Here is a 22,984-nt window from a genome sequence, read left to right as displayed (position 1 = left end):
TCGGCCATGGACATCCGTCACCGTTTCTCGGCGCGGCCGACGGGGCTGCGGGCCGTCCGTGGCCTCCTGCTGCGCCTGCGGCTGTGGCTGTCGGCCCGGCTCTGGGCGCTGTGCGCGGCCCCGGCCCGCCGGCGGCTGCGGGCCGGTGTCCCGGGGCTGCGCCGGATCACGTGCGGACCGGCGCGGCTGTACGGACGTACGGTCGCCGCCTACACCGCCGCGGACGCCGCCGCCGACGACCTGGAGCAGGTGTGCGCCCTGATGGAGGCGGCCGGCGTCCCGTACTTCCTGGTCCCCGCCGAGCAGGGGGCCGGTACGCCGCGACCGGTGGTCGGGGTTGAGGAGTCCCACCGTGGCGCGGTCCTCGCCCAGGCCGCACGGCACCTGGCCCGCACGGCCGGGTACGTCGGCGCGGTCGGGCCGGACGGCGCCGTGACGGCCGCGGTGCTGTGGGCCGACGGCAGGCTGCCGCGGGCGCTGCGCCGGGCGCCGGTGCTGCGTACCGGCGTGGTGCGCCTCGGCCCGGGCGGGCAGGTGCTCACCGGGCTGGAGACGGGCTGCGACCTGGAGTTCTGGCGGTACGGCCGCGAGCTGGGCAGGGATCCGGGGCATCTCACCGTGCCCGGCAGCCGACTGGCGGACGACTTCGGTCCGGCGCTGGTCGCGCCGCGCCGCAACGCCGTGTCGGAGGTGCTGCCGGACACGGCACGGCAGCCCGCGACGGTGACCGCCGACGTGACGACGGCCCCGGCCACGGCCACGGCCGCGACGCCGATGGCGCCGCGCCGCCGTGTGCCGACGTTCGCGGCGTTCGCCGAGCCGGGCATCGACGAGGTGTGCTTCCCCGTCGACGTCGTGTACACGTGGGTCGACGGGGACGACCCGGCGATGGCCGTGAAGCGCCGCGCGCACCAGGTGCTCTCCGACAACGTCATCGCCGGGCGCGAGACCGGCGCGTCCCGTTACACCAGCCATGACGAACTGCGGTACGCGCTGCGCTCGCTGGAGATGTACGCCGGTTTCGTCCGGCACGTCTACCTGGTGACCGATTCCCAGGTCCCGGCCTGGCTGGACCCGGAGGCGGCGGGCCTGACCGTGGTCGACCACCGGGACATCCTCCCGGCCGACGCGCTGCCCGTCTTCAACTCGCACGCGATCGAGAGCCGGCTGCACCGCATACCCGGCCTGTCCGAGCACTACCTGTACTTCAACGACGACGTCTTCATCAACCGCCCGGTGGGCGCGGGGCACTTCTTCCACGGCAGCGGCATCGCCCGCATCCCGCTGTCTCCGCTGAAGCTGGGCGCGGGTGCCCCGCATCCGCTGGAACCGGCGCCGAACTCCGCCGGGAAGAACGCCCGCGAGGTGATCCGGCGCTTCCACGGCCGGTACGCCACGCACAAGTCGCTGCATACCCCGCATCCCCAACTGCTGTCGGTCATGCGGGAGATGGAGGGCCTCGGCATCGAGGAGCTGGAGCGGACGTCGTACTCCCGGTTCCGTTCCACCGCCGACGTCGCTCCGGCCTCGACGCTGCACCACCACTGGGCGATCGCGACCGGCCGGGCGGTCCCGGCCGACTACCGCTTCCGGTACGTGGAGCTGGGCACGCCGGACATGCGGCGCCGCCTGGCCCGCCTGGCGGCCGGCGACGACGTCGACTTCTTCTGCCTCAACGACGTGGACACCGACCCGGCGGACCGGGCGGCGGCCCAGGCGGCCATCGGGGCGTTCCTGGAGCGGAAGTACCCCTTCCCGAGCCGCTTCGAGCGGAGGGCGCGCGGCGGGCCGTATCCGGTCGCGTCACCCCGGGAGGCTGCCCGGGGCGCGCTCGGGCGGCGCGCGGCACGTGCGGGGCGTACGGCGCTCGGACGCGGGGCGCGTGGGACGCGCGGTGCCCACGGTGCGCGCGGCGAGGCCCCGGCGGCGGGGCCCGCGGGGGCGGCGGCGACGGTGTCAGCGGCGACGACGCCGGCGACACCGGCACGGCTGACGCGCCCCGCGAACTGACACCGGACGCGCGCCGCGAACCGAGCCGACGCGTCCCGAAGCTTGACGCCGGACGCGGTCCAAGGCCTGACGAGGCACTCCCCGGCAGCCGCCCGAGCCGCTCCCCGCGCTCCGCTAAACGGCTGGCGCCGCCGTGAGCCGTTTCGGTAAGGTGCGCATGCCAGTCGGGCCACTTACCTGTGCGGGGGATCGCGAATGTCACCAACCGGTCTGAAACGTGCTGCCCGGGAGTCCGTCTCCGGGCTCCCCCGCGCCTTCTGGTGGCTGTGGACCAGCACGCTCGTGAACCGGCTCGGCGGGTTCGTCGCCACCTTCATGGCCCTCTACCTCACCCTCGACCGGGGCTGCTCCGCCTCGTACGCCGGTCTCGTCGCCTCCCTGCACGGGCTCGGCGGGGTCGTCTCCTCGCTCGGCGGCGGGGTCATGGCCGACCGGCTCGGCAGGCGGCCCACCCTGCTCATCGCCCAGACCGCCACCGCCGCCTCCGTCGCCCTGCTCGGTTTCGTGACCGACCCGGTCGCCATCGCCGGCGTCGCCTTCCTCGTCGGCATGGCCTCCAACGCCTCCCGGCCGGCCGTGCAGGCGATGATGGCCGACATCGTCCGCCCCGAGGACCGGGTGCGGGCGTTCTCCCTCAACTACTGGGCCATCAACCTGGGCTTCGCCGTCTCCTCGATGGCCGCCGGGTTCATCGCCGAGGTCAGCTACCTCGCCGGGTTCCTGATCGAGGCCGGGATGACCCTGGCCTGCGCGCTCGTCGTCTTCGCCCGGGTGCCGGAGTCCCGGCCCGCGGCCCCGGCCCGGCAGGCGGGGCCGGACGTCGGCCTCGGCACGGTGCTGCGGGACGGGCGGTACATGGCTGTGGTCGGGCTGTCCTTCCTCGTGGCCCTCGTCTTCCAGCAGGGCTCGGTCGGACTGCCGGTGGCGATGGGCCGGGCCGGGTTCTCGCCCGCCGACTACGGCAGCGCCCTGGCCGTCAACGGCATCCTGATCGTGGTGCTCCAGATCCCCGTCACCCGGTTCATCGAACACCGCGACCCGCGCACCCTCCTGGTCGCCTCCTCGCTGCTCGCCGGGTACGGCTTCGGACTCACCGTCTTCGCCGGCTCGGTCGGCGCCTTCATGCTGACCGTGTGCGTGTGGACGCTGGCCGAGATCGTCAACGCCCCCACCCAGACCGGCCTCGTCGTCCGCCTCTCCCCCGTCCACGGCCGCGGCCGGTACCAGGGCGTGCACACCCTCTCCTGGTCCGTCGCCGCCCTGGTCGCCCCCCTGATGTCCGGCACGGTCATCGACCACCTCGGCGCGGAGTGGCTGTGGGGCCTGTGCGCGGTGGTCGGCACGGCGGCCGGGGTCGGGTACGGGACAGTGATGCGACGCCTGCCGCAGGAGCACCCGGCACCGGGCGGGATGCGCACCGGCACGGAGCCGGAGGTCCGTACGGCCTGAGGGAGGGGCGTCCCGCCGGCTTCGCCGAGTTGCCGGACCGTGCCCGGGGGCCGGCGGTGCACCCACGAGCCGGGGCATGTCCCGCGTGACGCGCGCCACGTCCATCCATGTCACATCCCGCCCCGCGTGGCCGTCAATGACGTGTAAGTCGCCTCGACCACGTAGGAGCAGATCATGGAAGCTCGGCTCGACCTCTTCAACAACCCGCTGGCCGGGAAGCTGTTCAAGCACTTCAACTCGGCGGGCCGGGTGATCACGGAGTCGGCGCTGCCGGCCGTCACCCAGGAGCTGGTGAAGATCCGGGCCAGCCAGATCAACGGGTGCGCGTTCTGCACGGACATGCACACCAAGGACGCCGACGCGGCCGGAGAGAGCGCGACCCGGCTGCACATGGTCGCGGTCTGGCGTGAGGCGAAGGTGTTCACCGATGCGGAGCGGGCCGCGCTGGAGCTGACCGAGCAGGCGACCCGGATCGCCGACGCGGCCGGCGGGGTCACGGACGAGGCCTGGGCGAACGCGGCCAAGTACTACGACGAGGACCAGCTCGCCGCCCTGATCGCGCTCATCGCCGTGATCAACGCCTACAACCGCGTCAACGTCATCGTGCAGCAGCCGGCCGGCGACTACGTGCCCGGCATGTTCGGCTGAGGACGACCGCGGCGTCACGGCCGTGCCCGGCATGCCCGACGGGGGGGCGGGCACGGCGTCACGGCCGAGGGCGGGCGCGGTCTCACGGGTGCATGCGCGCGCCCTTCAGCACCTTGTCGACGCCGTTGCGCGGGCCGTACACCGCCAGCCCGACCAGATCCAGGCCGGCGGTGGGTACGGCCCGCACCGCAGCCCGGTTGTCGTGGTCGTTGCCGGTGGCGAACAGGTCGGCCGTGAACACCGCCCGGGGCAGGGCACGGCTCAGCGCCCTGCCGTGGGCCGCCCGCAGGGTCTCCCGGGTGCCCTCGAAGACCAGTACCGGCTGCCCGAACATGGGGAGGTACGCGACCCCGTCCCCGTCCTCGTAGGGCTCGCCGATCACCTCGGGGGCCGCCGCGCCCAGGCCGCTGACCAGGAACGCGGTGACGTTCAGCCGCTGCCAGGGCGCCAGGTCCGTGCGGAGCAGTACGGCGATCTTCGTGTCGTGTCGGCGGGGTTCGGTGCTCATGGGTCGAGACTGCCGACCGCCGTACGCCCCCGTCTTGTACGTTCTTTGCATGGCCGTCCGGCAGGAAGTCACCGCGTGGCGTCCCCGTGTGCCGGGGGTCACCGAGGTCTTCCACGCCCATTTCACCGAGTACGCCTATCCGATGCACGTCCACGACGCCTGGACGCTGCTCATCGTGGACGTCGGAGCGGTGCGGTACGACCTCGACCGGCACGAGCACGGCACTCCGCACGACACCGTGTCGCTGCTGCCGCCGCATGTGCCGCACAACGGTTCGCCGGCCTCACCGGGCGGGTTCCGCAAGCGGGTCGTCTACCTCGACGGCAGCCGGCTCGGGGACGAGTTCATCGGTCCGGCCGTCGACGCGCCGGACCTGCGGGATCCCGTACTGCGGCTGCGCGTCGGGCAGTTGCACGCCGCTCTCGCCCGGCCCGGTGACGAGCTGGAGGCGGAGAGCCGGCTGACCCTCGTCGGACAGCGGCTGCGGGACCATCTGCGGCGCCGGGCGGACGTGCCGCGCCCGCACCGGGACCCGGTACTCGCCCGCCGGCTCCGGGAGTTGCTGGACGCCCGGGTCGTCGACGGGATCCCGCTGGCGGATGCAGCGCGGCTGCTGCACGCCCATCCGGCGCATCTGGTGCGGGCGTTCAGCGGTGCGTACGGCATCCCCCCGCACCAGTACCTGATGTCCCGCCGGATCGGCCGGGCCCGCCGGCTGCTGCTGGACGGGCTGGCGCCGGCCGAGGTGGCGCCGGTGACCGGATTTCACGACCAGGCCCATCTCACCCGGCACTTCAAGCGGTTGGTCGGGGTGACGCCCGGCCGTTACCGCAGTGCGCGCTGAGCCTCGTACAGGTCGCGCGGGTGCACGGCGTCCCTCGTGCCGTACAGCTCCAGGCGGGAGTACAGGTCGCCGGTGAAGTCGGGGACGTCGATCTGGTCGGACTCGTGGACGTCGTTCAGTGCGACCGTCGCCGACCAGGGGGCCAGGCCGTCGATCCTGACCAGGCCGGCGCGGCCGTTGGTGACCCGGATGTTCCAGTGGGTGAAGCGGGCGCCGAACAGCGGCCCGGCGCCGGCGTCCCCGCCGTGCCGGCCGTTGTTGTTCACGGTGAGGACTCCGGGAAATGGGCGGAACCCACCCGTCCACCGATCACCGCTGGTTAATCTCCGGCCATGGATGACATACAGAAAGCACAGGAACCACAGTCTCCGCGCGATTCATCCAGCCACATCCGCTCACTGCCGCTCAGACGGTTCTCGGTCGCCGTCGCGGGCGCCGCGGCCCTGGCCGCCCTCGGCGTCGGCGTGGCGCTCGCCGCGCCTTCGGACCACGGCTCCCGCCCGGGGCACGGCGCAACGGACACCACCCCGCCGGACACGGACACCGGGGGCACGTCCGGCGGGGACACGGCCGGTGGGGGTGCGTCCGACGGGGGTGCGTCCGACGGGAGCACGGCCGGTGGGGACACGTCGGGCGGCGGCACGGATGCCGGCGGCGTCGCGGGCTCCGGCAGCACCGGCGGCCTCACCGAAGGAGGCAGCAGCGTGGGTGCCGACGCCGGGACGGACGGCGGCGCCGACCCGAGTCCGAGCGGCCCCCAGCCCTCGGACGAGCCCACCGGGTCGACGAGCCTCGACGAGCTGAACCGGCGCATCACGGAGCTGGACAAGAAGGTCGACCAGCTACCGACCAAGAAGGAACTGGCCGACGCCTTGCGGGCCTTCGCCGACGAACTCGACCACAGCGGTGGGAACGGCCGGCCCGAGCCGCACCCGTCCTGAGCCCGCGTCCGGACCCGTCCTGAGTCCCCGGCCGTCCTCCTCCCGACTCTCCGGCCGAGCCCGGTCCGCCCGCCGGACGGTCGAGCCGGACCCGGTCAGTCCGCCGGGCGGTCGATCAGGTGCTTGAACGCGTCCAGGTTCCGCGTGGACTCCCCGCGGGACACCCGCCAGGCGTACTCCTTGCGGATGGAGGAGGCGAAGCCCAGTTCCAGCAGGGTGTTGAAGGCGCCGTCGGCGGCCTCCAGGGTCTGGCCCAGGAGGCGGTCGATCTCGTCGGGGGTGACGGAGGAGAGGGGGAGGCGCGCGGTGACGTAGATGTCACCGAGGCGGTCCACCGCGTAACTCACGCCGTACAGGCGGAGGTTGCGCTCTAGGAGCCAGCGGTGGACGGCCGGCTCGTTCTCGTCGGGGTGGCGGATGACGAAGGCGTTGACGGAGAGGGAGTGGCGGCCGACGAGGAAGGCGACCGTCGTGGACAGCTTGCGGCTGCCGGGGAGTGTGACGACGTAGTTCCCCGGCTCGGGGTTCTCCCACTCCAGTCCGGCGTCCTTGAAGACGGCCTCCAGAACCTGCCCGGCCTTCTCGACATCACCCATGGTGCGAGCGTACGTGACGGCGGTGGAACTGGGTCGCGGCCGTGTAGACGTCTGCGGTGGCGGCGGCTGCCGTGTCCCAGCCGAACGACTGGGCGTGCCGGGCGGCGGCCTGGCCCAGGCGCGAGGAGAGGGACGGTTCGTCGGCGAACCGGCGCAGCACGCGCGCGTAGTCGGCGGGGTCGTGGCCGCGGACGAGGAAGCCGGTCTCGCCGTCGCGCACGGCCACCGGCAGGCCGCCGACCGAGGCCGCGATCACCGGGGTACCGGCCGCCTGCGCCTCGATGGCGACCAGGCCGAAGGACTCGCTGTAGGACGGCATGACGAGGACGGACGCGGCCCGGAACCAGTCCGCCAGCCGCTCCTGGCCGACCGGCGGGCAGAACCGTACGACGTCCGCGATGCCGAGCCGGGCGGCGAGCTTGTGCAGGCCCTCCGGCCTGGCGAGCCCGCTGCCGCTGGGGCCGCCGACGACCGGGACGAGGATGCGCGAGCGCAGCTCCGGGCGCTCCTCCAGCAGGACGGCCACCGCGCGCAGCAGGATGTCCGGCGCCTTGAGGGGCTGTATGCGGCCGGCGAAGAGCGGGATCAGCGCATCCTGGGGAAGGCCGAGGCGGGCGCGGGCGGCGGCCCGGCCGTCGGCGGCGCGGAAGCGCTCCAGGTTCACACCGGGGTGGACCACGGCGACCTTCGCGGGGTCGGCCGCGTAGTGCCGCAGCAGCTCGCCGGCCTCCTCCTCGGTGTTGGCGATGAGCCGGTCGGCGGCGGCCACGATCTGGGTCTCGCCGATGACCCGGGCGGCGGGCTCGGGGGTGTCGCCGTCGGCCAGGCTGGCGTTCTTGACCTTGGCCATGGTGTGCATGGCGTGCACCAGGGGGACGCCCCAGCGCTGGGCGGCGAGCCAGCCGACGTGGCCGGAGAGCCAGTAGTGGGAGTGGACGAGGTCGTAGTGGCCCGGACGGTGGCCGGCCCACGCCTGCATCACGCCGTGCGTGAAGGCGCATAGCTGGGCCGGCAGCTCCTCCTTGGCGAGGCCCTCGTAGGGGCCCGCGTCGACGTGCCGGACCAGGACACCGGGGGCCAGCTCGACGGCGGGGGGCAGGCCGCCGGCCGTGGCCCGGGTGAAGATCTCGACCTCGATGTTGATCGCGGCGAGCCGCTGGGCCAGCTCCACGATGTAGACGTTCATGCCGCCGGCGTCGCCGGTGCCGGGCTGGTGGAGCGGGGAGGTGTGCACGGAGAGCATGGCGACCCGGCGGGGACGCCGGTGCAGCCGGAGCCGGGTGGCGGCCGACGGGGAGCGTCGCCCGAGCCTGCTGACGTACTGGCTCACGTGGCGTTCCTCCTCGCTGCGGGCATGCCTGCCGGAGGGCCGCCGTCTCCCTCCAGGGAGTGCAACAGCGGGCGGGTGCCGACCATTTCCCGATCAAGCGGCTTTGCCGAATCATTACCCTGAAGGTGTCAACTGTTCGAGGTCGGGTGGAGTGGGCAGGAGCCCGCCCCCCGCTGCCGTGCGGGAGTCCCGGCCCCCGTCCTCTTACCCTCGTAGGTATGACAGCCCGCGCGACGCCCCTCCCCCACTCCCGGCTTCGCGCGGGCGGGGGGACCCCCGTCGTGGGAACGGTGACGCGCGGGACGACCAACCCCAACCGGCTGCGCCGCATGGATCGCTGGATCGCGGCCGTGCACGGTGCCGAGCTGCGGCGCGCCGCGGATCCCGTGGCGGTCGACCTCGGCTACGGCGCGGCGCCCTGGACCGCCGTCGAGCTGCTCGGCCGGCTGCGCACCGTCGCACCCCGCGCGCGCGTGGTCGGCGTCGAGATCGAACCCGACCGGGTGGCGGCGGCCAGGCCGTACGAGCGGGAGGGGCTGGCCTTCCGGCACGGCGGCTTCGAGGTCCCCGTGCCCGGGCGTCCGCTGCTGATCCGGGCCGCGAACGTGCTGCGGCAGTACGACGAGGGCCAGGTCGCCGCGGTGTGGGAGCGGCTGTGCGCACGGCTCGCCCCGCCGGGCGGCGGCTCGCGCGGCGGGCTGCTGGTCGAGGGGACCTGCGACGAGATCGGGCGGCGGCACGTATGGGTGGCGCTCGGCCCCGAGGGCCCGCGCACCGTCACCTTCGCCACCCGGCTGGGCTCCCTGGACCGCCCCTCCGACCTCGCCGAACGGCTGCCGAAGGCGCTGATCCACCGCAACGTCCCCGGCGAGCCGGTGCACGCCTTCCTGCGCGACTTCGACCGCGCCTGGGCCGCCGCCGCGCCCTACGCCTCCTACGGCGCCCGTCAGCGCTGGCTGCGCGCGGTACGGGACCTCGCGGCGGACTGGCCCGTCACGGACCCGCCGGCCCGCTGGCGGCAGGGCGAGGTCACGGTGGCGTGGGAGGCGCTGGCGCCGGTCCGCTGAGCGGCGCGGGCAGAGGGAACGATCTCCGCGGGGGAACGATCTCCCCGCGCCGTACGTCACATCGCGGAGAGATGGCGGATCGTCGTACGGACGTGGAGGCGGGGGACGCCGGGGGGGGCCGGCCGGGGCCGGGGGAATCCGGCTCCGGACGACCTCTGTCGTTTTGCGCGCGGCCGTGGCACGATCCCTCCGACGACCGTAAGTTACTGACGGTAAATCAGCCGGGGGGAATCAGCTATGGGTACGGGCAAGCGCGGCCTGCTCACCGCCGCCCTGACCGTGGTCTGCGCGGTGACCGTTCTCGGGGCGCCCGGCACGGCGTTCGCGGCCCCCGTCCCCACCACCCCCGTACCGACGGCGACTCCCCCGCCGAGCAAGGACCTCGAAGAGGTCCGCGAGAAGCTCGACCGGCTGTACCACGACGCGGCCGTCGCCACCGACGCCTACAACGGGGCCGAGGAGAAGGCGCGCGAGCAGTCCGCCGAGATCACCGCCCTGACCAAGAAGATCGTCCAGGGGCGGCAACGGCTGGCGGAGCTGACGGACCGGGCGGGCGCGGCGGCCCGGGACCAGTACCGCACCGGCGGCCTGTCGCCCACGGCACAGTTCCTGCTCAGCGACGACCCGGGCCAGTTCCTGGACGGCGCCGGCCGGGTGCTCATGGGTCAGCAGGCGACGAAGAAGCTGATCGCCGAAGTGGCCCGCACCCAGCAGGACTTGCAGGGGTACGCCGACGACGCCGCCGTCCGCTGGAAGAAGCTGGACGCCGACCGCAAGGCCCGGGACGCCGCCCGGCGGAAGATCCGCAGGCAGATCGACACGGCCGAGAAACTGGAGTCCCGGCTGGAGAAGAAGGAGAAGGAGCGGCTCGCACAGCTCGAGCGGGAGGCCGCCGCCAAGGCGCAGACGGCCTGGCTGGACACCGGCGTCCTGAAGGACACGGACGCCGAGACCTCCGTCCGGGCCGGCAAGGCCGTGCGGTACGCCACCGCCCAGCTCGGCAAGCCGTACGTGTGGGGCGCCGAGGGGCCGGACTCCTTCGACTGCTCGGGGCTGACCTCCCAGGCCTGGGCGGCGGCCGGGCACCCGGTCCCGCGGACCTCGCAGGAGCAGTGGAAGCAGCTCCCGCACGTCGACGTCGAGGACATGCGCCCCGGCGACCTCGTCATCTACTTCGACGACGCCAGCCATGTCGCGATGTACATCGGCGACGGCAGGATCATCCACGCCCCGCGCCCCGGACGTACGGTGACGGTCGCGGGCGCCGGTTCGATGCCGATCCTCGGGGTCGTACGGCCGGACGCGACGGCTCCTTCGCACGGCGGGCCGGACGATTGAGGGGCCCCGCGCGCGGTCCATCTGCCCGGTGACGTACGTCATGTGACCCACCGCACGCCCGGCGCCCGCCCAAACCGGTACAGGACGTGAGCTTCGTCATCACCCGCCCGCCGAGGTCGTGTCCAACTGCGGTACAGAACGCGGCATATGACGGCGGCGGGCCCCGGAGCGACGCGGCTCACACCATTCCGCCGGGGCGGTGGCAGCCGCTAGGGTCACCCGTCGGTGGGTCGAGACCCTCGACGCCGCCGTGCCCTCGGGGGGAGGGAAGGAACCCAGGACGATGCCCGTACCCGTACCGCGGCAGAGAGCGATCCCGGCCGTGGAGAGTGGTCAGGCGCAGGCCGCCCGCACAGTCGGCGGCCCCCTCAAGGAAGAGGCCCACGTCGACGCCACGCCCGTGCACAGCACCGGCGCCACTCTCACCCTGCTGCTGATCGAGGACGATCCGGCCGGTATGCCGGTCGTGCCCGACCTGCTGGACCCGGCCGGCAAGCCGATCCGCGTCCGCACCGCCCGCAACCTCACCGAGGCCGGACGGCTGCTCACCGACGACGTCCACTGCATCCTGCTGGACCTGGCGCTCCCGGCGCCGGGCGGCAGCGACGCCGACGACGAGCTGGCCGTGCTCCGGCACGTGCTCCAGCTCGCGCCCCGGCACGCCGTCCTCGCGCTGACCGCCTCCGGTGACGCCGAGCGCGGCGCGGAGGCCGTGCGCGTGGGCGCCCAGGACTACCTGTTCCGGGACGAGCTGGACGGCCGGCTGCTCAGCCGCGCCATCCGCTACGCGGTGGAGCGGAAACGGTCCGACACCGCCGAGCGGCGGCTCGCCGAGGGCAAGCTGCGCGCCCAGGAGAACCGCCGCCTGGAACGCGGCCTGCTGCCGACCCCGCTGCTGGACGGCTCCGCGCTGCGTTTCGCCGCCCGCTACCGCCCCGGCCGCTCCCGGGCCCTGCTCGGCGGCGACTTCTACGACGCCGTCCGCACCCCCGACGGCACCGTCCACGCCATGATCGGCGACGTCTGCGGGCACGGCCCGGACGAGGCGGCGCTCGGCGTGGAGCTGCGCATCGCCTGGCGGGCGCTGACCCTGGCCGGGCTGTGCGGGGACGAGCTGCTGAACACGCTCCAGCAGGTGCTGGAGCACGAGCGCGCCGACGAGGAGATCTTCGCGACGCTGTGCACGGTGGACATCGCCCCCGACGGCCGCCGCGCGGGCCTGTGCCTGGCCGGCCATCCGGCCCCGCTGATCGCCCGCCCCGGCCGGCCCGCCCGGCTGCTGCCGTACGAGAACAACGGCCCCGCCCTCGGCCTGCTCCCCGGCGCCCGCTGGCCGCGGATGCAGGTGGAGCTGGGCGCCGAGTGGAGCCTGATGCTCTACACCGACGGGCTGATCGAGGGCCGGGTCGGCGTGGACGGGGATCGCCTCGGGCAGGACGGCATGGTCGAGATGATCCGCCGCCAGCTCGCCGAGGGACTGCGCGGGGAGGAACTGCTGCGGGCCGCGGTCAGTGAGGTCCGCGACCTCAACGGGGGCGAGCTGACCGACGACGTCGCGGTGGTCCTGCTGGACCGCACCCCCTGACCGACGCCTCGCCGTGAGGGCCGCGGGGGCGCCCACCGGTGCCGCGCGGGCGAGGCGGACGGCGAGAGCCCGGCACGGCGGAACCCGACCGCCGGCGGCCCCGCCACCCGCCTGACAGCCACCCGGCTGACAGCCGCCCGGCTGGCACCCGTCCTGCTGACGGCCGGCCGCTACCGGCCGCCGTTGTACGGCCCGTACGGACCGTCGCTGCTGCTGCCGCCGCCCCGGCGGCCCCAGCCGCGTCCGCCGCCTACCTGCTGGAGGGCGGGGCGCACGTCCACCAGGTACACGATGGCGGCGACGGCGCCGGCGATCGGCAGGATGGACAGGATCGAGAACAGATAGCTGACCACCAGCGCGATGCCGAGGATGATCAGCCAGAAGACCTTGTTCTGCTTGTCCGCCGCACGGAAGGCGTCCTCGCGCCGGAACGCCGCGTCGAACAGCCCGAACGCGGCCAGGGCCATCAGAACGATCTTCAAGATGCCCATGAATCCCGCGAAGCCCAACATCAGCATGCTGCCCACCGCCCGTTGATTCCCGATCCTGCTACGCCGCCACCGTACCCAGACAACGGGCCGGACACCCCGAAGGTGCCCGGCCCGGGACGCGCCACACCGGTCATGGTCACATGGCCGGCGGGGTGGCCTTCTTCGTGGAGGTGCCGGTCTTGCGGGCGGCCGGCGTCTTCCGGGCCGGCTTCTCCTCGGCGGACACGGTGGTCGTCTCGGCCGGTGCCGGCGTGGTCACCGTCTCGGCCGGTGCCGGCGTGACCACCGGGGCGGGGGCGACGGTCGGGGCGGGGGCGACGGTCGGTCCGGCCGCCGGCTTGGGCGCGTCGATGGTGACGTCGCCCGGCTCGGCCTTGCCCTCGACGGCGATCGCCAGTTCCTCGATCTCCTCGGCGGCCTCGCCGCGCCAGGTCTTCACGGCCTGCTCGCCGTGCTCGGCGACCTTCTCGTAGGTCTCGCGGGCCTTGACGGCGTACTCGGCGGCGACGCCGACACCGCGCAGCGCGAGGTCCTGGGCGGTCTCGCCGAACTTCTTCACGTCGAGGGACCCGATGAAGCCGCTGACCCGGGTCTGCAGGGTCTCCTGCGCCTCCTTGGCGCGGGCGGCGGCCCTCTCCTGCACGGCCTTCGGGTCGGTGTTGCGCACGGCGTCGATGCGGGCCGGGGCCTCGGTGCGGAGCTGCTCGACCAGGGCCGGCACCTTCTTGGCCTGCTGGAGCGCCAGATCGGCGGTGCCGGCGGCGAAGTAGAGCGGAGTGGGGTCGCTGAGGGTCTTGCGCAGGTCGTCGGTGATGGCCATGGTGAAGGGTCCTCCCGGATCGGATTCGCGTTCGACTGGGTTGGTGTGGTCCGCGGCGGGCGTCCGGAGCCCTGGTCCGGCGTTACCCGGCCGTCCGCCGTGGACCGGCGTCTGTGTCACTTCCGGTGGCATCGCCTGCGCCGGCCGCGTAGGTGTCCGAGCCGGTCCCCTCGCCCTCGGCGGGCCGGCCGCCCCCGAATCCGTTCTCCTTGCGGAAGGATTCGTAGATCTGGAGCAGCACCTGCTTCTGCCGCTCGTCGAGCGAGGGATCGGCGAGGATGACGGCGCGGGTCGCCCCTTCCCGCAGGCGTTCCTCCCCGTCCCGCTCGGCGTCGAGGATGCCGGCGCGGACGTAGAGCGTCTCGGCGGAGATGCGCAGGGCCTTGGCGACCTGCTGGAGCACCTCCGCGCTGGGCTTGCGCAACCCGCGCTCGATCTGGCTCAGGTACGGATTGGACACGCCGGCGGCGTCGGCGAGCTGCCGCAGCGACAGTTGGGCGTTCCGCCGCTGTTCGCGCAGGTACTCACCGAGGTTGCCGACGTTCAGCGATGCCATGCCTCCACCTTGCCCCACCCCCGCTAACTATTGCAAGCACCCGCTTGCAAAAGTGTGCCTGGCGAGTCGCCCGACGCCGAGGCGCTCGGCTGGACCTGGGGGCGCGCCGGCCGCGCCGTGTCTCGACCTCGCGAGCGAGCGTGGCGTCCCGCCGTCAGGTATCGACACGATCATCTTCTAGGGCCGGCCGGCTGCGCCCCTCCGGCTACTTGAGCGCTGTACCACCCGAGTTGCGGTAGGCGACCGTCTTGTCGATCAGGTTTCCGCCGTCGGTCTCGACCGATGTCTGTTCCTGCTGCCCCGCACCGAACAGCAGGCCGGCGACATGCGCGTTCGCCACCTGGTCCATGTGCGCGAAGAACCAGTCGACCTTGTCGTCCTTGTAATGGTTGAGGGTGTTGTTCTGCGCCTTGTTGCCTACGGGGATCTGCCACAGGACCACCGGCTTGCCCACGGACTCGGCCATCGTCCTGTAGAACCCCAGCGAGGCAGTGGCCTTCTGGTCGGTCCAGAAGTTGTCATGGCCGCCGTGGGCCGGCTGCGCGTACCAGCCCGCATCGCGGTCCGACACATCGGCGACCAGGAAGTCGGCGTTCTGCGCCCCGAGGTTGGCGTAGTCCTTGGCGCATCCCTGCGTGTCGGTCTGCCAGTCCCAGCAGGAGAGGTGGAACCCCACGGTGGTGTTCGGCGCATATTTGTGCGCCATCGCGATCAGGCAGCGGGAGAGTCCGGCGGCGCTGTTCTCCTGCGATCCGCAATCCGTCGGATTCGCGCCCGAGACCTGCGCGGCAACCTGGTGCGGATTGCCGAGCGACCGGACGTAGCCCCAGAAATCAGGCTCAAGGTCGATCATGTCGTGCGAGTTGCCGATCTTCTGGAGGAAGAAACGGTAGTCGTTCATATACCGGGTGAGCAGGTCAACCCTGTTGATGGCCACGACCTCGCCCGGACCGTCGCCCGAGCCTGCCAGATCCCCGAGGTCGCGCAACGAGTACCAGGTCCAGAAGAACTTCTGCGGGTGCGGGCTGCCCTTGTAAGTCGCCTGGGCCACATGGTCGTCCCACCAGGTCACGTAATTGCCGGGCGCCGTGGTGCTGCCGGACCAGCAGCCCCACCAGCTCTTCCACGCATCCTGGCAACGCGACGCCGAATAGTAGGCCGACGAGGGCGCGGGCTGGCTGTGCACATAGGCGTATCGCACGTCGAACGGCGCTGCGGTCGCCGAGGCGTCGGACATCGAGCCGCCGATGAGCACCGTGTCACTACCCATGAAACGTGTCGTCGAGCTGCCGCCACCGGCCGCAGGAGACGACGAGGGGCGCGTGTCGCTCGGAGCCCGGCTCGTGGGAGCACTGCCGCCCGTCTCGGTGGGCGTGCCGGCGCTGCCTACGCTCCCGGCCGGGACGAGCTGCCATTGCTGATTGGCGCCGCCTCGGTCGTGGTACTGGACGACGTCACCCCCGTCAGCCTTGGAGGCGTTGTGGACCTCGACGGCCATGCCACTGAAGCGATTGATCAGACGCACGTAGCCGTCCGGCGACTCCGCCAGTTCGAACTGCTGGTTGGTGCCGTTGCGGTCGCTCCACTGCACGATGTCGGAGCCGGCGGTCTTCGACCAGTTGTGGTCGTCCAGCACCTTGCCGGAGTTCCGGTTCTGCAGCCGGTAGTACCCGTCACCCGCGTCGATGAACCGCCACTGCTGGTTGGCCCCGCCGTGGCGGCCCCACTGCACCACCGCCGCGCCGTCGTGCGTGGCGAAGTCGCGGCCATCCAGCACCTTGCCGCTGTTGCGGTTGACCAGCACGTACCAGGTCTTCGGATCCACGGTTCCCGCTGAGGCCGTGTTGACCACGACAACGGAGCCCGCCACGACGGCCATGACGATGGCCGCCCAGACACTCCGACGCGCGAACAGCCGACGGGCACGATGCATCACTCGTCGTCTCCCCGTGACGGGTGAGGGGGACGACCGGCGACGACCGCGGGCGTGGCCGCGCGGCACGGCGGCCGCCAGCGCGGTACGCCACCGATGACGTGGGTGGGCGAGGGACATGTCTGTGCTCTCTTTCAGCCGTTGCATCCGACCGGACCATCTGGTCGGACAGCACCGAGTGGTCCGGGGAGGCCGAAAAGGTTGCCGCGCACTTGAAGATTCACAGATTTTTTTCCGCCTTGATCGCCTCCTGCCTCCCGGTCAGCCGGTGACGATGCAGAAGGGACGACGTCCGGCCGGATCGGTGAGGACCCGCGCCTCGGCAGGTTCGTGAGGCTGGTGATCCGGCTTGCCCGCACCCAGTTCCAGCGTCCGTACCCGCCGTGGAGGCCCGCGAAGTCGGCGTTCGGCCTCGGGTGGTCAAAGGCGCCGGCACACAGCCCGAATAGCGCGCAGCCGCCCTACAGGACAGTCATGCCGGTGGCCAGAGCACGGGCAGCGTCGGCGAAGTACTGCTCGTCGGCACCAGGGGCCAGGCCGAGGGGGACGCCCTGGCTGAGGCCGACGAACAGTGCTCTGAGCGCGGTAGCCAGGCGTTGCGCCTGATGCGACGTCACGACGCCCCCGTTGTGCGATCTTCCCGTGAACAGCGCGATCAGGTGGGTCTCCTGCGCCCGGATGGACGTGGCGAGCTGCGACCCCAGGTCCGGGTCGTGCAGGGCCATGTCCAGCAAGGTGATCTGGAGCGACAGACGAGACAGCGCGTCGGGGGCGTCACCACCGCGCCGGTAGTACCGGGCAAAGGCGTCGACCGCTTCGAGCAGGTCCAGTTCAGCGGGAACCGTCTGCTCGATCTCTTCGTAGTGGGGCCGCAGGTGGTCGGCGACCAGGGCGACCACCAGGCCGTTCTTGCTTCCGAACAGTGAGTAGATGGCGCCGGTGGTCAGGTCGGCGCGTTCGGCGATCTCCTCGAGCTTGGCCCGGTACCCCTCTCGGGAGACGACCTGGAACGCGGCGTCCAGCAAGGCGCGGCGGTTGCGTTCCCTGGTCTCCGCTCTCGTCATTCTCATAATTTGATTATTGCCGTAATCTCGTTACGGGACCGGTCGGGACGGGGTTTCAGGGGGGAACGCTCATGTCCGAGGTCGTAACACCGGCAGTGACACGCCGGACGGCGGGGATCCTCGCCGATGGCGTCTTCAAGGTGTTGCTCGCCGCTGTGTACATAGCCGGTGCCGCCCCGCTCGGCCGTCTGCTCGGCGCGCCCGCCTGGCTGCTGGTCGCCTCTGGCGTGGCCCTGCTGATCGGCGGAGGCATCGAGATCGCGTATACGCGCAGCCGGTCGCTGCGCACGTACACGCGGCTCATGGTGGCCTACGACAGCGGCTGGGTGCTGACGGCCCTTGCCGGCCTCCTGATGGCGTGGCGGGGCAACGGCGCCGGGGGTGAGACGTGGATCGGGTACCAGGCAGCCGCCCCCGTCGTGTTCGCCGCGCTGCTGTTCGCCGCCACCCCTGCGCAGCCGGCCTCGGACACTCGCACGGAGAGCCGCGGCCACTGACGGCGGGCACCCCGGGACCAGCCATGCTGGCTCTTCTCCCCGATCGGTCAGGAATCGAGAAGCGGGAGGCAGGTGGGTGCCGTTAGCGTGTCGGGGCGGCACTACGGACGGAGAGACGATGAGCATGGGTACGAGGACGGACGCGCTGGCGGACACCGCGCACGTCGCCGACAGCCATGAGCTGATCCGCGTGCACGGGGCGCGCGAGAACAACCTCAGGAACGTCAGCATCGAGATCCCCAAGCGCCGGCTGACGGTGTTCACGGGGGTCTCCGGTTCGGGCAAGAGTTCGCTGGTGTTCGACACCATCGCCGCGGAGTCTCAGCGCCTGATCAACGAGACGTACAGCTCCTTCGTCCAGGGCTTCATGCCGACGCTGGCGCGGCCCGACGTCGACGTGCTCGACGGGCTGACCACCGCGATCATCGTCGACCAGCAGCGCATGGGGGCCGACCCGCGCTCGACCGTCGGCACCGCCACCGACGCGCACGCGATGCTGCGGATCCTGTTCAGCAGGCTCGGCACACCGCACATCGGCTCGCCCAAGGCGTTCTCCTTCAACGTCGCCTCGATCAGCGGGGCCGGCGCGGTCACCGTGGAGCGCGGCGGACGGACGGTGAAGGAACGGCGCGAGTTCAGCATCACCGGTGGCATGTGCCCGCGCTGCGAGGGCCGGGGCTCGGTCACCGACATCGATCTGGCCCGGCTGTACGACGCGGACAGGTCGCTCGGCGACGGCGCGCTCACCATCCCCGGTTACATGCCCGGCGGCTGGAACCACCGCCTGTACACCGAGTCCGGCCTCTACTCCCCCGACAAGCCGATCCGCACGTTCACCAAGAGGGAGCTGCACGACTTCCTGTACCGCGAGCCGACCCGGATGAAGATCGCGGGCATCAACATGACGTACGAGGGGCTCGTGCCGCGGATCCAGAAGTCGATGCTCGCCAAGGACCGCGAGGCGATGCAGCCGCACATCCGGGAGTTCGTGGACCGGGCGGTCACCTTCACCACGTGCCCCGACTGCGACGGGACCCGGCTCAGCGAGGCGGCCCGGTCCTCGAAGATCGAGGGGATCAGCATCGCCGACGCCTGCGCGATGCAGATCAGCGACCTGGCCGTGTGGGTGCGCGCGCTGGCCGAGCCGTCGGTGGCGCCGCTGCTGACCTCGCTGGGCGAGACCCTGGACTCGTTCGTGGAGATCGGCCTCGGCTACCTCTCGCTGGACCGGCCCGCCGGCACGCTCTCGGGCGGTGAGGCGCAGCGTACGAAGATGATCCGTCACCTCGGTTCCTCGCTCACCGATGTCACGTACGTCTTCGACGAGCCGACGGCCGGCCTGCACCCCCATGACATCCGGCGGATGAACGACCTGCTGCTGCGGCTGCGGGACAAGGGCAACACGGTGCTGGTGGTGGAGCACAAGCCGGAGGTCATCGCGATCGCCGACCATGTGGTGGATCTCGGCCCGGGTGCGGGCACGGCGGGCGGCACCGTCTGTTTCGAGGGCACCGTGGCGGGGCTGCGGGCGAGCGGCACGCTCACGGGCCGGCATCTGGACGACCGGGCGGCGCTGAAGGAGTCGGTGCGCGAGCCGGCCGGGGCCCTGGAGATCCGCGGTGCGACGCGGCACAACCTGCGGGGCGTGGACGTCGACATCCCGCTCGGGGTGCTGGTCGTCGTCACCGGTGTCGCCGGCTCCGGCAAGAGTTCGCTGGTCCACGGGTCGGTGCCGGCCGGGCAGGGTGTGGTGTCGGTCGACCAGGCGCCGATCCGCGGCTCGCGGCGGAGCAACCCGGCGACGTACACCGGGCTGCTCGACCCGGTCCGCAAGGCCTTCGCCAAGGCCAACGGCGTCAAGCCGGCCCTGTTCAGCGCCAACTCGGAGGGCGCCTGCGCGGGCTGCAACGGCGCCGGTGTCGTCTACACCGACCTGGCGATGATGGCCGGTGTGGCGACGACCTGCGAGGAGTGCGAGGGCAAGCGGTTCGACGCCTCGGTGCTGGAGTACCGCCTCGGTGGCCGGGACATCAGCGAGGTGCTGGCGATGACGGTGACGGAGGCGGAGCAGTTCTTCGGCGCGGGTGCGGCGCGGACCCCGGCCGCCCACCGGGTCCTCGGGAACATGGCCGACGTGGGCCTCGGTTACCTGACCCTCGGACAGCCGCTCACCACGCTGTCCGGTGGCGAGCGGCAGCGGCTGAAGCTGGCCACGCACATGGCCGACAAGGGCGGGGTCTACGTCCTGGACGAGCCGACCACGGGTCTGCATCTCGCCGACGTGGAGCACTTGCTGGGCCTGCTGGACCGGCTGGTGGACTCCGGCAAGTCGGTCATCGTCGTCGAGCACCACCAGGCGGTCATGGCGCACGCCGACTGGATCATCGACCTGGGTCCCGGCGCGGGTCACGACGGCGGCCGGATCGTCTTCGAGGGCACCCCCGCCGACCTGGTGGCGGCCCGCTCGACCCGCACCGGCGAACACCTGGCGGAGTACGTCGGCGCCTGAGCGCCACCCCGAGCCGGCGTCGTACCGGGCGCCCGCAGGTCGGGGCGCCCCCTGTGCGGAGCCTCACGCCCGTACCGCCCGCCCGCCCGCCCTCAGAACGGCAGGGGGCGGGCGTGCACCACGTCGAGCCGGGACACCGCCCAGGTCAGGACCACGTACAGCCGGTGGGCGCCCCGCTCCTCCGCCTCCACCACGGCGGCCGGTTCCACGGCGACGACGTGGTCGTACTCCAGGCCCTTGACGACGCTCGCGGGGACGACGGCCAGCCGGGCGCCGAGCGCGTCGGGGCCGGCCGGGACCAGGCCGGCCGCGGTGAGTGCCGCCCGCACCGGGCCGGTGTCGGCGTCGGCCGTGACCACGCCGACCGAGCCCTCCCGGGCGAGGGCGTCGCGCACGGCGGTCACGATGGTGCCGAGGACGTCCTCGGTCGGCCGGAGGGTCAGTTCCCCGTCGGTGCGCAGCGAGGTGGCGGCGGGTACGGCGACGCCGAGGCGGGGCAGCAGCCGGTTGGCCAGCTCCACGACGGCCGCGGGCACCCGGAACCCGGTGGTCAGCGGCACCACGGCCGCGTCGGGGCGGCCGAGGTGGCGCAACTGCACGGACCAGTCGCGGGCTGCCCACGGGGTGGTGCCCTGGGCGAGGTCGCCGAGGACGGTGAGGGAGCCGAACACGGCCCGGCGGGCGACGGCCCGGCACTCCATCGGCGAGAGGTCCTGTGCCTCGTCCACGACGATGTGCCCGTAGCCCTCGGGGTGTTCGATCAGTCCGGCGAGTTCGTCCAGCAGGACCAGGTCGGCGGCCGACCAGCGGGCGGACCTGTACGAGCGGGGCGGCCGGGGCCACGGCAGCGCCGCCCGCTCCCGAGGGTCGAGCAGCCCGTCGGCGGCGCGGGCCAGCGCGGCGGGGTCGGTGAGCAGCTCGGTGAGGACCTCCTCGGGGCGGACCCTGGGCCAGACGGCATCGAGCCGCGCGGTCAGCGGCCGGCACCGTTCGACGCGGCGCACCCAGGAGGCCGGCAGGACCCCGGAGCGCCGCTCGGCCCGGTCGCGCAGCCGTCGTACGACCCGGGTGCGCACCCGCTCGCGGCCGACGGCGTACGGCGGCTCCTCGGCGCGTACCTCCGCGACGACGGCGGCGAGTTCGGCGGCGGGCACCCGCCACCGGTAGGAGCCGTCGGGTACGGAGAGGTCGGTGACGCCCTCCGTGCTCACGTGCGCGTACAGCGCCCGGCGCAGCACCTCGGCCATGCGCGGGTCGTGCTTGACGGTGGCGGCGGGCACGGTGTCGGTGCCGGTGACCGGGTGGCGGGCGATCTCGTCCAGCAGGGTGGCCTGGCGGACGCCGCTCTCGCCGAGGGAGGGCAGCACCTCGGCGATGTAGGACAGGAAGGCGCGGTGGGGGCCGAGGATGAGCAGGCCGGAGCGGGTCAGCCGGCGCGGGTGGGTGTAGAGCAGGTAGGCGGCCCGGTGCAGGCCGACGGCGGTCTTGCCGGTGCCGGGGGCGCGCCCTGCACGCACACCGAGTCGGCGAGGGCGGCGCGGACGAGGTCGTCCTGCTCGGGCTGGATGGTGGCGGCGATGTCCCGCATGGGCCCGATGCGGGGCCGTTCGATCTCGCGGGCGAGGAGATCGCCGGGCCGGGACTCGCCCCGGCCGAGGTGTTCGTCCTCCAGGCCGGTGAGGCCGGCGGAGTCGCCCCGGCTGCCGGGCGCCCAGCCGAACCGGCGCCGGACGGCCACGCCCTGCGGGTCGCCGGCGCTCGCCTGGTAGAAGGCGCGGGAGACGGGGGCCCGCCAGTCGACGACCAGGGGCGGGGCGGCGGGGTCGGTGGTGATCCGTACCCGGCCGACGTGGTAGTGCTGCCCGCCGTGTTCCGGATCGTCCTCGCCGAAGTCGAGCCGGCCGAAGAACAGCGGACCGGGCGGGAGTTCGCGCACGGCCTTGGCCTGGCTGCGCAGCCGGTGTCCGAGGACTTCGGCGTCGGCGCCGGAGGCGGAGACGTCCTCGCCGATGACGACCTGTTCGGCGGCGTCCTCGACCATGGCGGCGAGGGCGGCGCGGCAGGTGTCGTGGTAGGCGCGCTCGGCGTGGAGGGTGTCCGTGAGGGCCGGGTCGAGTGACGTCATGGCGTCAGCCTACCGTCAAACGTTACCGAGTTACATTTTTAACTGAGTTTCAATCTTCGGACCTCAACTCCGGCAGGCCCGCGGCCAGCCGCCCGAACGCCCGCTCCGCGGCCCGTACGGCCTCCGGCGCCACCGCCTCGACCGGCTCCCCCGCCGTGATCCGCCGCCAGTTCTCCTGCGCGAGGATCCGCTGGACGGCGATGATCTGCCCCGCCGCCAGCCGGGCGTCCAGCCCGCCGCCGAGCGCCTCCGCGAGCGCCGCCTCCGACCGCTCCAGATGGCCGTACGCCCGCGCCACCAGCGCCGGGGTCCCGTACAGCAGGGTGTGGAAGGCGAGCACCTGGGGATGGTCGTTCAGCCCAGTGACCGGATCGCGGCGTTCCAGCCCGGCCAGGAAGTGCCGGCGCAGCGCGTCCACCGGGTCGGCCGCCCCGGCCACCACCCGCGCGGCCTCCGCCTCGTGGTCCGCGATCCGGTGCAGGACCAGGTCCTCCTTGGCCGGGAAGTACCGGAACAGGGTCGGCTTGGAGATCCCGGCCGCCGCGGCGACCTCCGCCACCGGCACCGCCTCGAAGCCCCGCTCCAGGAACAGCCGCACGGCGATGTCCGACACGTCCTGGTACATCTGCCGCTTCTTGCGCTCACGCAGGCCCATCTCACCCATGGGGGGAGC

The 22,984-nt window shown here is 72.8% G+C and carries 19 protein-coding genes and 3 pseudogenes; 10 read left to right on the top strand and 12 right to left on the bottom strand.

All coding sequences use genetic code 11. The annotated features are described in order from the left end of the window. Window positions 1-6 precede the first annotated feature (6 nt). From D9753_RS19290 to D9753_RS19280, 3 genes are all read left to right on the top strand, one after another. On the top strand, window positions 7-2,010 hold the full coding sequence (locus D9753_RS19290) for a stealth family protein (protein WP_121788125.1): 2,004 nt from the start codon (window positions 7-9) through the stop codon (window positions 2,008-2,010). Window positions 2,011-2,205: 195 nt separating this feature from the next. Then, on the top strand, window positions 2,206-3,459 hold the full coding sequence (locus D9753_RS19285; RefSeq protein WP_205614201.1) for an MDR family MFS transporter: 1,254 nt from the start codon (window positions 2,206-2,208) through the stop codon (window positions 3,457-3,459). Window positions 3,460-3,633: 174 nt separating this feature from the next. Further along, window positions 3,634-4,107, top strand: coding sequence for a carboxymuconolactone decarboxylase family protein (locus tag D9753_RS19280; protein ID WP_121788124.1), 474 nt, complete (start codon window positions 3,634-3,636; stop codon window positions 4,105-4,107). Between the two features lie 82 nt (window positions 4,108-4,189). Here D9753_RS19280 and D9753_RS19275 read toward each other — a convergent pair whose 3' ends face one another. Further along, window positions 4,190-4,666 (bottom strand): DUF2000 domain-containing protein, encoded by a 477-nt coding sequence (locus tag D9753_RS19275; RefSeq protein WP_205614200.1) that lies wholly within the window; start codon window positions 4,664-4,666, stop codon window positions 4,190-4,192. Here D9753_RS19275 and D9753_RS19270 point away from each other — a divergent pair. Then, complete coding sequence (locus tag D9753_RS19270) at window positions 4,665-5,459, top strand: helix-turn-helix transcriptional regulator (RefSeq protein WP_121788122.1); 795 nt, start codon at window positions 4,665-4,667, stop codon at window positions 5,457-5,459. The two genes, D9753_RS19275 and D9753_RS19270, sit on opposite strands and share 2 nt — an antisense overlap. Here D9753_RS19270 and D9753_RS19265 read toward each other — a convergent pair. After that, window positions 5,441-5,731, bottom strand: a pseudogene (locus D9753_RS19265) (hypothetical protein); the annotation flags it as partial. The gene D9753_RS19270 and the pseudogene D9753_RS19265 overlap by 19 nt on opposite strands. A 60-nt stretch (window positions 5,732-5,791) precedes the next feature. Here D9753_RS19265 and D9753_RS19260 point away from each other — a divergent pair. Then, complete coding sequence (locus D9753_RS19260; RefSeq protein WP_240468224.1) at window positions 5,792-6,400, top strand: hypothetical protein; 609 nt, start codon at window positions 5,792-5,794, stop codon at window positions 6,398-6,400. Between the two features lie 95 nt (window positions 6,401-6,495). Here the strand turns inward: D9753_RS19260 and D9753_RS19255 are convergent, their stop codons facing one another. Continuing rightward, window positions 6,496-6,996 carry a type III secretion system chaperone family protein gene (locus tag D9753_RS19255; RefSeq protein ID WP_121788121.1) on the bottom strand — a complete coding sequence of 167 codons (501 nt, stop codon included), beginning with the start codon at window positions 6,994-6,996 and terminating at the stop codon, window positions 6,496-6,498. Further along, window positions 6,989-8,326, bottom strand: a complete 1,338-nt coding sequence (mshA, locus tag D9753_RS19250) for a D-inositol-3-phosphate glycosyltransferase (RefSeq protein WP_121788120.1) — start codon at window positions 8,324-8,326, stop codon at window positions 6,989-6,991. Before mshA ends, D9753_RS19255 begins: the two co-directional genes overlap by 8 nt. A gap of 218 nt (window positions 8,327-8,544) precedes the next feature. Here mshA and D9753_RS19245 point away from each other — a divergent pair, with 218 nt between their 5' ends. The 3 genes from D9753_RS19245 (at window position 8,545) to D9753_RS19235 (ending at window position 12,316) form a co-directional block, all read left to right on the top strand. Continuing rightward, window positions 8,545-9,393, top strand: coding sequence for a class I SAM-dependent methyltransferase (locus tag D9753_RS19245; RefSeq protein ID WP_394346728.1), 849 nt, complete (start codon window positions 8,545-8,547; stop codon window positions 9,391-9,393). Window positions 9,394-9,630: 237 nt separating this feature from the next. After that, complete coding sequence (locus D9753_RS19240; protein WP_121788119.1) at window positions 9,631-10,731, top strand: C40 family peptidase; 1,101 nt, start codon at window positions 9,631-9,633, stop codon at window positions 10,729-10,731. Between the two features lie 283 nt (window positions 10,732-11,014). Then, window positions 11,015-12,316, top strand: coding sequence for a PP2C family protein-serine/threonine phosphatase (locus tag D9753_RS19235; protein ID WP_121788118.1), 1,302 nt, complete (start codon window positions 11,015-11,017; stop codon window positions 12,314-12,316). Window positions 12,317-12,486: 170 nt separating this feature from the next. Here D9753_RS19235 and D9753_RS19230 read toward each other — a convergent pair whose 3' ends face one another. From D9753_RS19230 to D9753_RS19205, 6 genes and pseudogenes are all read right to left on the bottom strand, one after another. After that, window positions 12,487-12,843 carry a DUF2516 family protein gene (locus tag D9753_RS19230; RefSeq protein ID WP_121788117.1) on the bottom strand — a complete coding sequence of 119 codons (357 nt, stop codon included), beginning with the start codon at window positions 12,841-12,843 and terminating at the stop codon, window positions 12,487-12,489. 100 nt (window positions 12,844-12,943) lie between these two features. After that, complete coding sequence (locus tag D9753_RS19225) at window positions 12,944-13,627, bottom strand: hypothetical protein (RefSeq protein WP_121788116.1); 684 nt, start codon at window positions 13,625-13,627, stop codon at window positions 12,944-12,946. An 82-nt stretch (window positions 13,628-13,709) separates the two neighbouring features. Next, on the bottom strand, window positions 13,710-14,183 hold the full coding sequence (locus tag D9753_RS19220; RefSeq protein WP_121788115.1) for a helix-turn-helix domain-containing protein: 474 nt from the start codon (window positions 14,181-14,183) through the stop codon (window positions 13,710-13,712). A 205-nt stretch (window positions 14,184-14,388) separates the two neighbouring features. Continuing rightward, the gene (locus D9753_RS19215) at window positions 14,389-16,116 is read right to left on the bottom strand and encodes an RICIN domain-containing protein (RefSeq protein WP_240468223.1); all 1,728 of its coding nucleotides are present in this window, start codon (window positions 16,114-16,116) and stop codon (window positions 14,389-14,391) included. A 261-nt stretch (window positions 16,117-16,377) separates the two neighbouring features. After that, a pseudogene (locus D9753_RS38025) lies at window positions 16,378-16,491 on the bottom strand (VOC family protein); the annotation flags it as partial. 86 nt (window positions 16,492-16,577) lie between these two features. Beyond that, on the bottom strand, window positions 16,578-17,180 hold the full coding sequence (locus tag D9753_RS19205) for a TetR/AcrR family transcriptional regulator (protein ID WP_121788114.1): 603 nt from the start codon (window positions 17,178-17,180) through the stop codon (window positions 16,578-16,580). 71 nt (window positions 17,181-17,251) lie between these two features. On the opposite strand from D9753_RS19205, the gene D9753_RS19200 reads away from it, so the two are divergent. Together D9753_RS19200 and D9753_RS19195 are read left to right on the top strand one after the other, a co-directional pair. Next, window positions 17,252-17,677 carry a hypothetical protein gene (locus tag D9753_RS19200; RefSeq protein ID WP_121788113.1) on the top strand — a complete coding sequence of 142 codons (426 nt, stop codon included), beginning with the start codon at window positions 17,252-17,254 and terminating at the stop codon, window positions 17,675-17,677. Between the two features lie 118 nt (window positions 17,678-17,795). Then, window positions 17,796-20,186 carry an ATP-binding cassette domain-containing protein gene (locus D9753_RS19195; RefSeq protein ID WP_240468222.1) on the top strand — a complete coding sequence of 797 codons (2,391 nt, stop codon included), beginning with the start codon at window positions 17,796-17,798 and terminating at the stop codon, window positions 20,184-20,186. 92 nt (window positions 20,187-20,278) lie between these two features. Here the strand turns inward: D9753_RS19195 and D9753_RS19190 are convergent. Continuing rightward, window positions 20,279-22,311, bottom strand: a pseudogene (locus tag D9753_RS19190) (HelD family protein). Window positions 22,312-22,360: 49 nt separating this feature from the next. Continuing rightward, entirely contained in the window at window positions 22,361-22,975 is a 615-nt protein-coding gene (locus D9753_RS19185) for a TetR family transcriptional regulator (RefSeq protein WP_121788112.1), read from the bottom strand. Between the last annotated feature and the right edge of the window lie 9 nt (window positions 22,976-22,984).

It is taken from the genome of Streptomyces dangxiongensis, assembly GCF_003675325.1.
GTDB classification, from domain to species: Bacteria; Actinomycetota; Actinomycetes; order Streptomycetales; family Streptomycetaceae; genus Streptomyces; species Streptomyces dangxiongensis.
This window is presented reverse-complemented; position numbering and strand designations above follow the sequence as displayed.

Bases quoted from the DNA above. Each gene is read 5' to 3' on its own strand.
- D9753_RS19290 (WP_121788125.1), top strand. From the start codon at position 7: ATGGACATCCGTCACCGTTTCTCGGCGCGGCCGACGGGGCTGCGGGCC.
- D9753_RS19285 (WP_205614201.1), top strand. From the start codon at position 2,206: ATGTCACCAACCGGTCTGAAACGTGCTGCCCGGGAGTCCGTCTCCGGG.
- D9753_RS19280 (WP_121788124.1), top strand. From the start codon at position 3,634: ATGGAAGCTCGGCTCGACCTCTTCAACAACCCGCTGGCCGGGAAGCTG.
- D9753_RS19270 (WP_121788122.1), top strand. From the start codon at position 4,665: ATGGCCGTCCGGCAGGAAGTCACCGCGTGGCGTCCCCGTGTGCCGGGG.
- D9753_RS19275 (WP_205614200.1), bottom strand. From the start codon at position 4,666: ATGCAAAGAACGTACAAGACGGGGGCGTACGGCGGTCGGCAGTCTCGA.
- D9753_RS19260 (WP_240468224.1), top strand. From the start codon at position 5,792: ATGGATGACATACAGAAAGCACAGGAACCACAGTCTCCGCGCGATTCA.
- D9753_RS19255 (WP_121788121.1), bottom strand. From the start codon at position 6,996: ATGGGTGATGTCGAGAAGGCCGGGCAGGTTCTGGAGGCCGTCTTCAAG.
- D9753_RS19245 (WP_394346728.1), top strand. From the start codon at position 8,545: ATGACAGCCCGCGCGACGCCCCTCCCCCACTCCCGGCTTCGCGCGGGC.
- D9753_RS19240 (WP_121788119.1), top strand. From the start codon at position 9,631: ATGGGTACGGGCAAGCGCGGCCTGCTCACCGCCGCCCTGACCGTGGTC.
- D9753_RS19235 (WP_121788118.1), top strand. From the start codon at position 11,015: ATGCCCGTACCCGTACCGCGGCAGAGAGCGATCCCGGCCGTGGAGAGT.
- D9753_RS19225 (WP_121788116.1), bottom strand. From the start codon at position 13,627: ATGGCCATCACCGACGACCTGCGCAAGACCCTCAGCGACCCCACTCCG.
- D9753_RS19220 (WP_121788115.1), bottom strand. From the start codon at position 14,183: ATGGCATCGCTGAACGTCGGCAACCTCGGTGAGTACCTGCGCGAACAG.
- D9753_RS19215 (WP_240468223.1), bottom strand. From the start codon at position 16,116: ATGCATCGTGCCCGTCGGCTGTTCGCGCGTCGGAGTGTCTGGGCGGCC.
- D9753_RS19205 (WP_121788114.1), bottom strand. From the start codon at position 17,180: ATGACGAGAGCGGAGACCAGGGAACGCAACCGCCGCGCCTTGCTGGAC.
- D9753_RS19200 (WP_121788113.1), top strand. From the start codon at position 17,252: ATGTCCGAGGTCGTAACACCGGCAGTGACACGCCGGACGGCGGGGATC.
- D9753_RS19195 (WP_240468222.1), top strand. From the start codon at position 17,796: ATGAGCATGGGTACGAGGACGGACGCGCTGGCGGACACCGCGCACGTC.
- D9753_RS19185 (WP_121788112.1), bottom strand. From the start codon at position 22,975: ATGGGTGAGATGGGCCTGCGTGAGCGCAAGAAGCGGCAGATGTACCAG.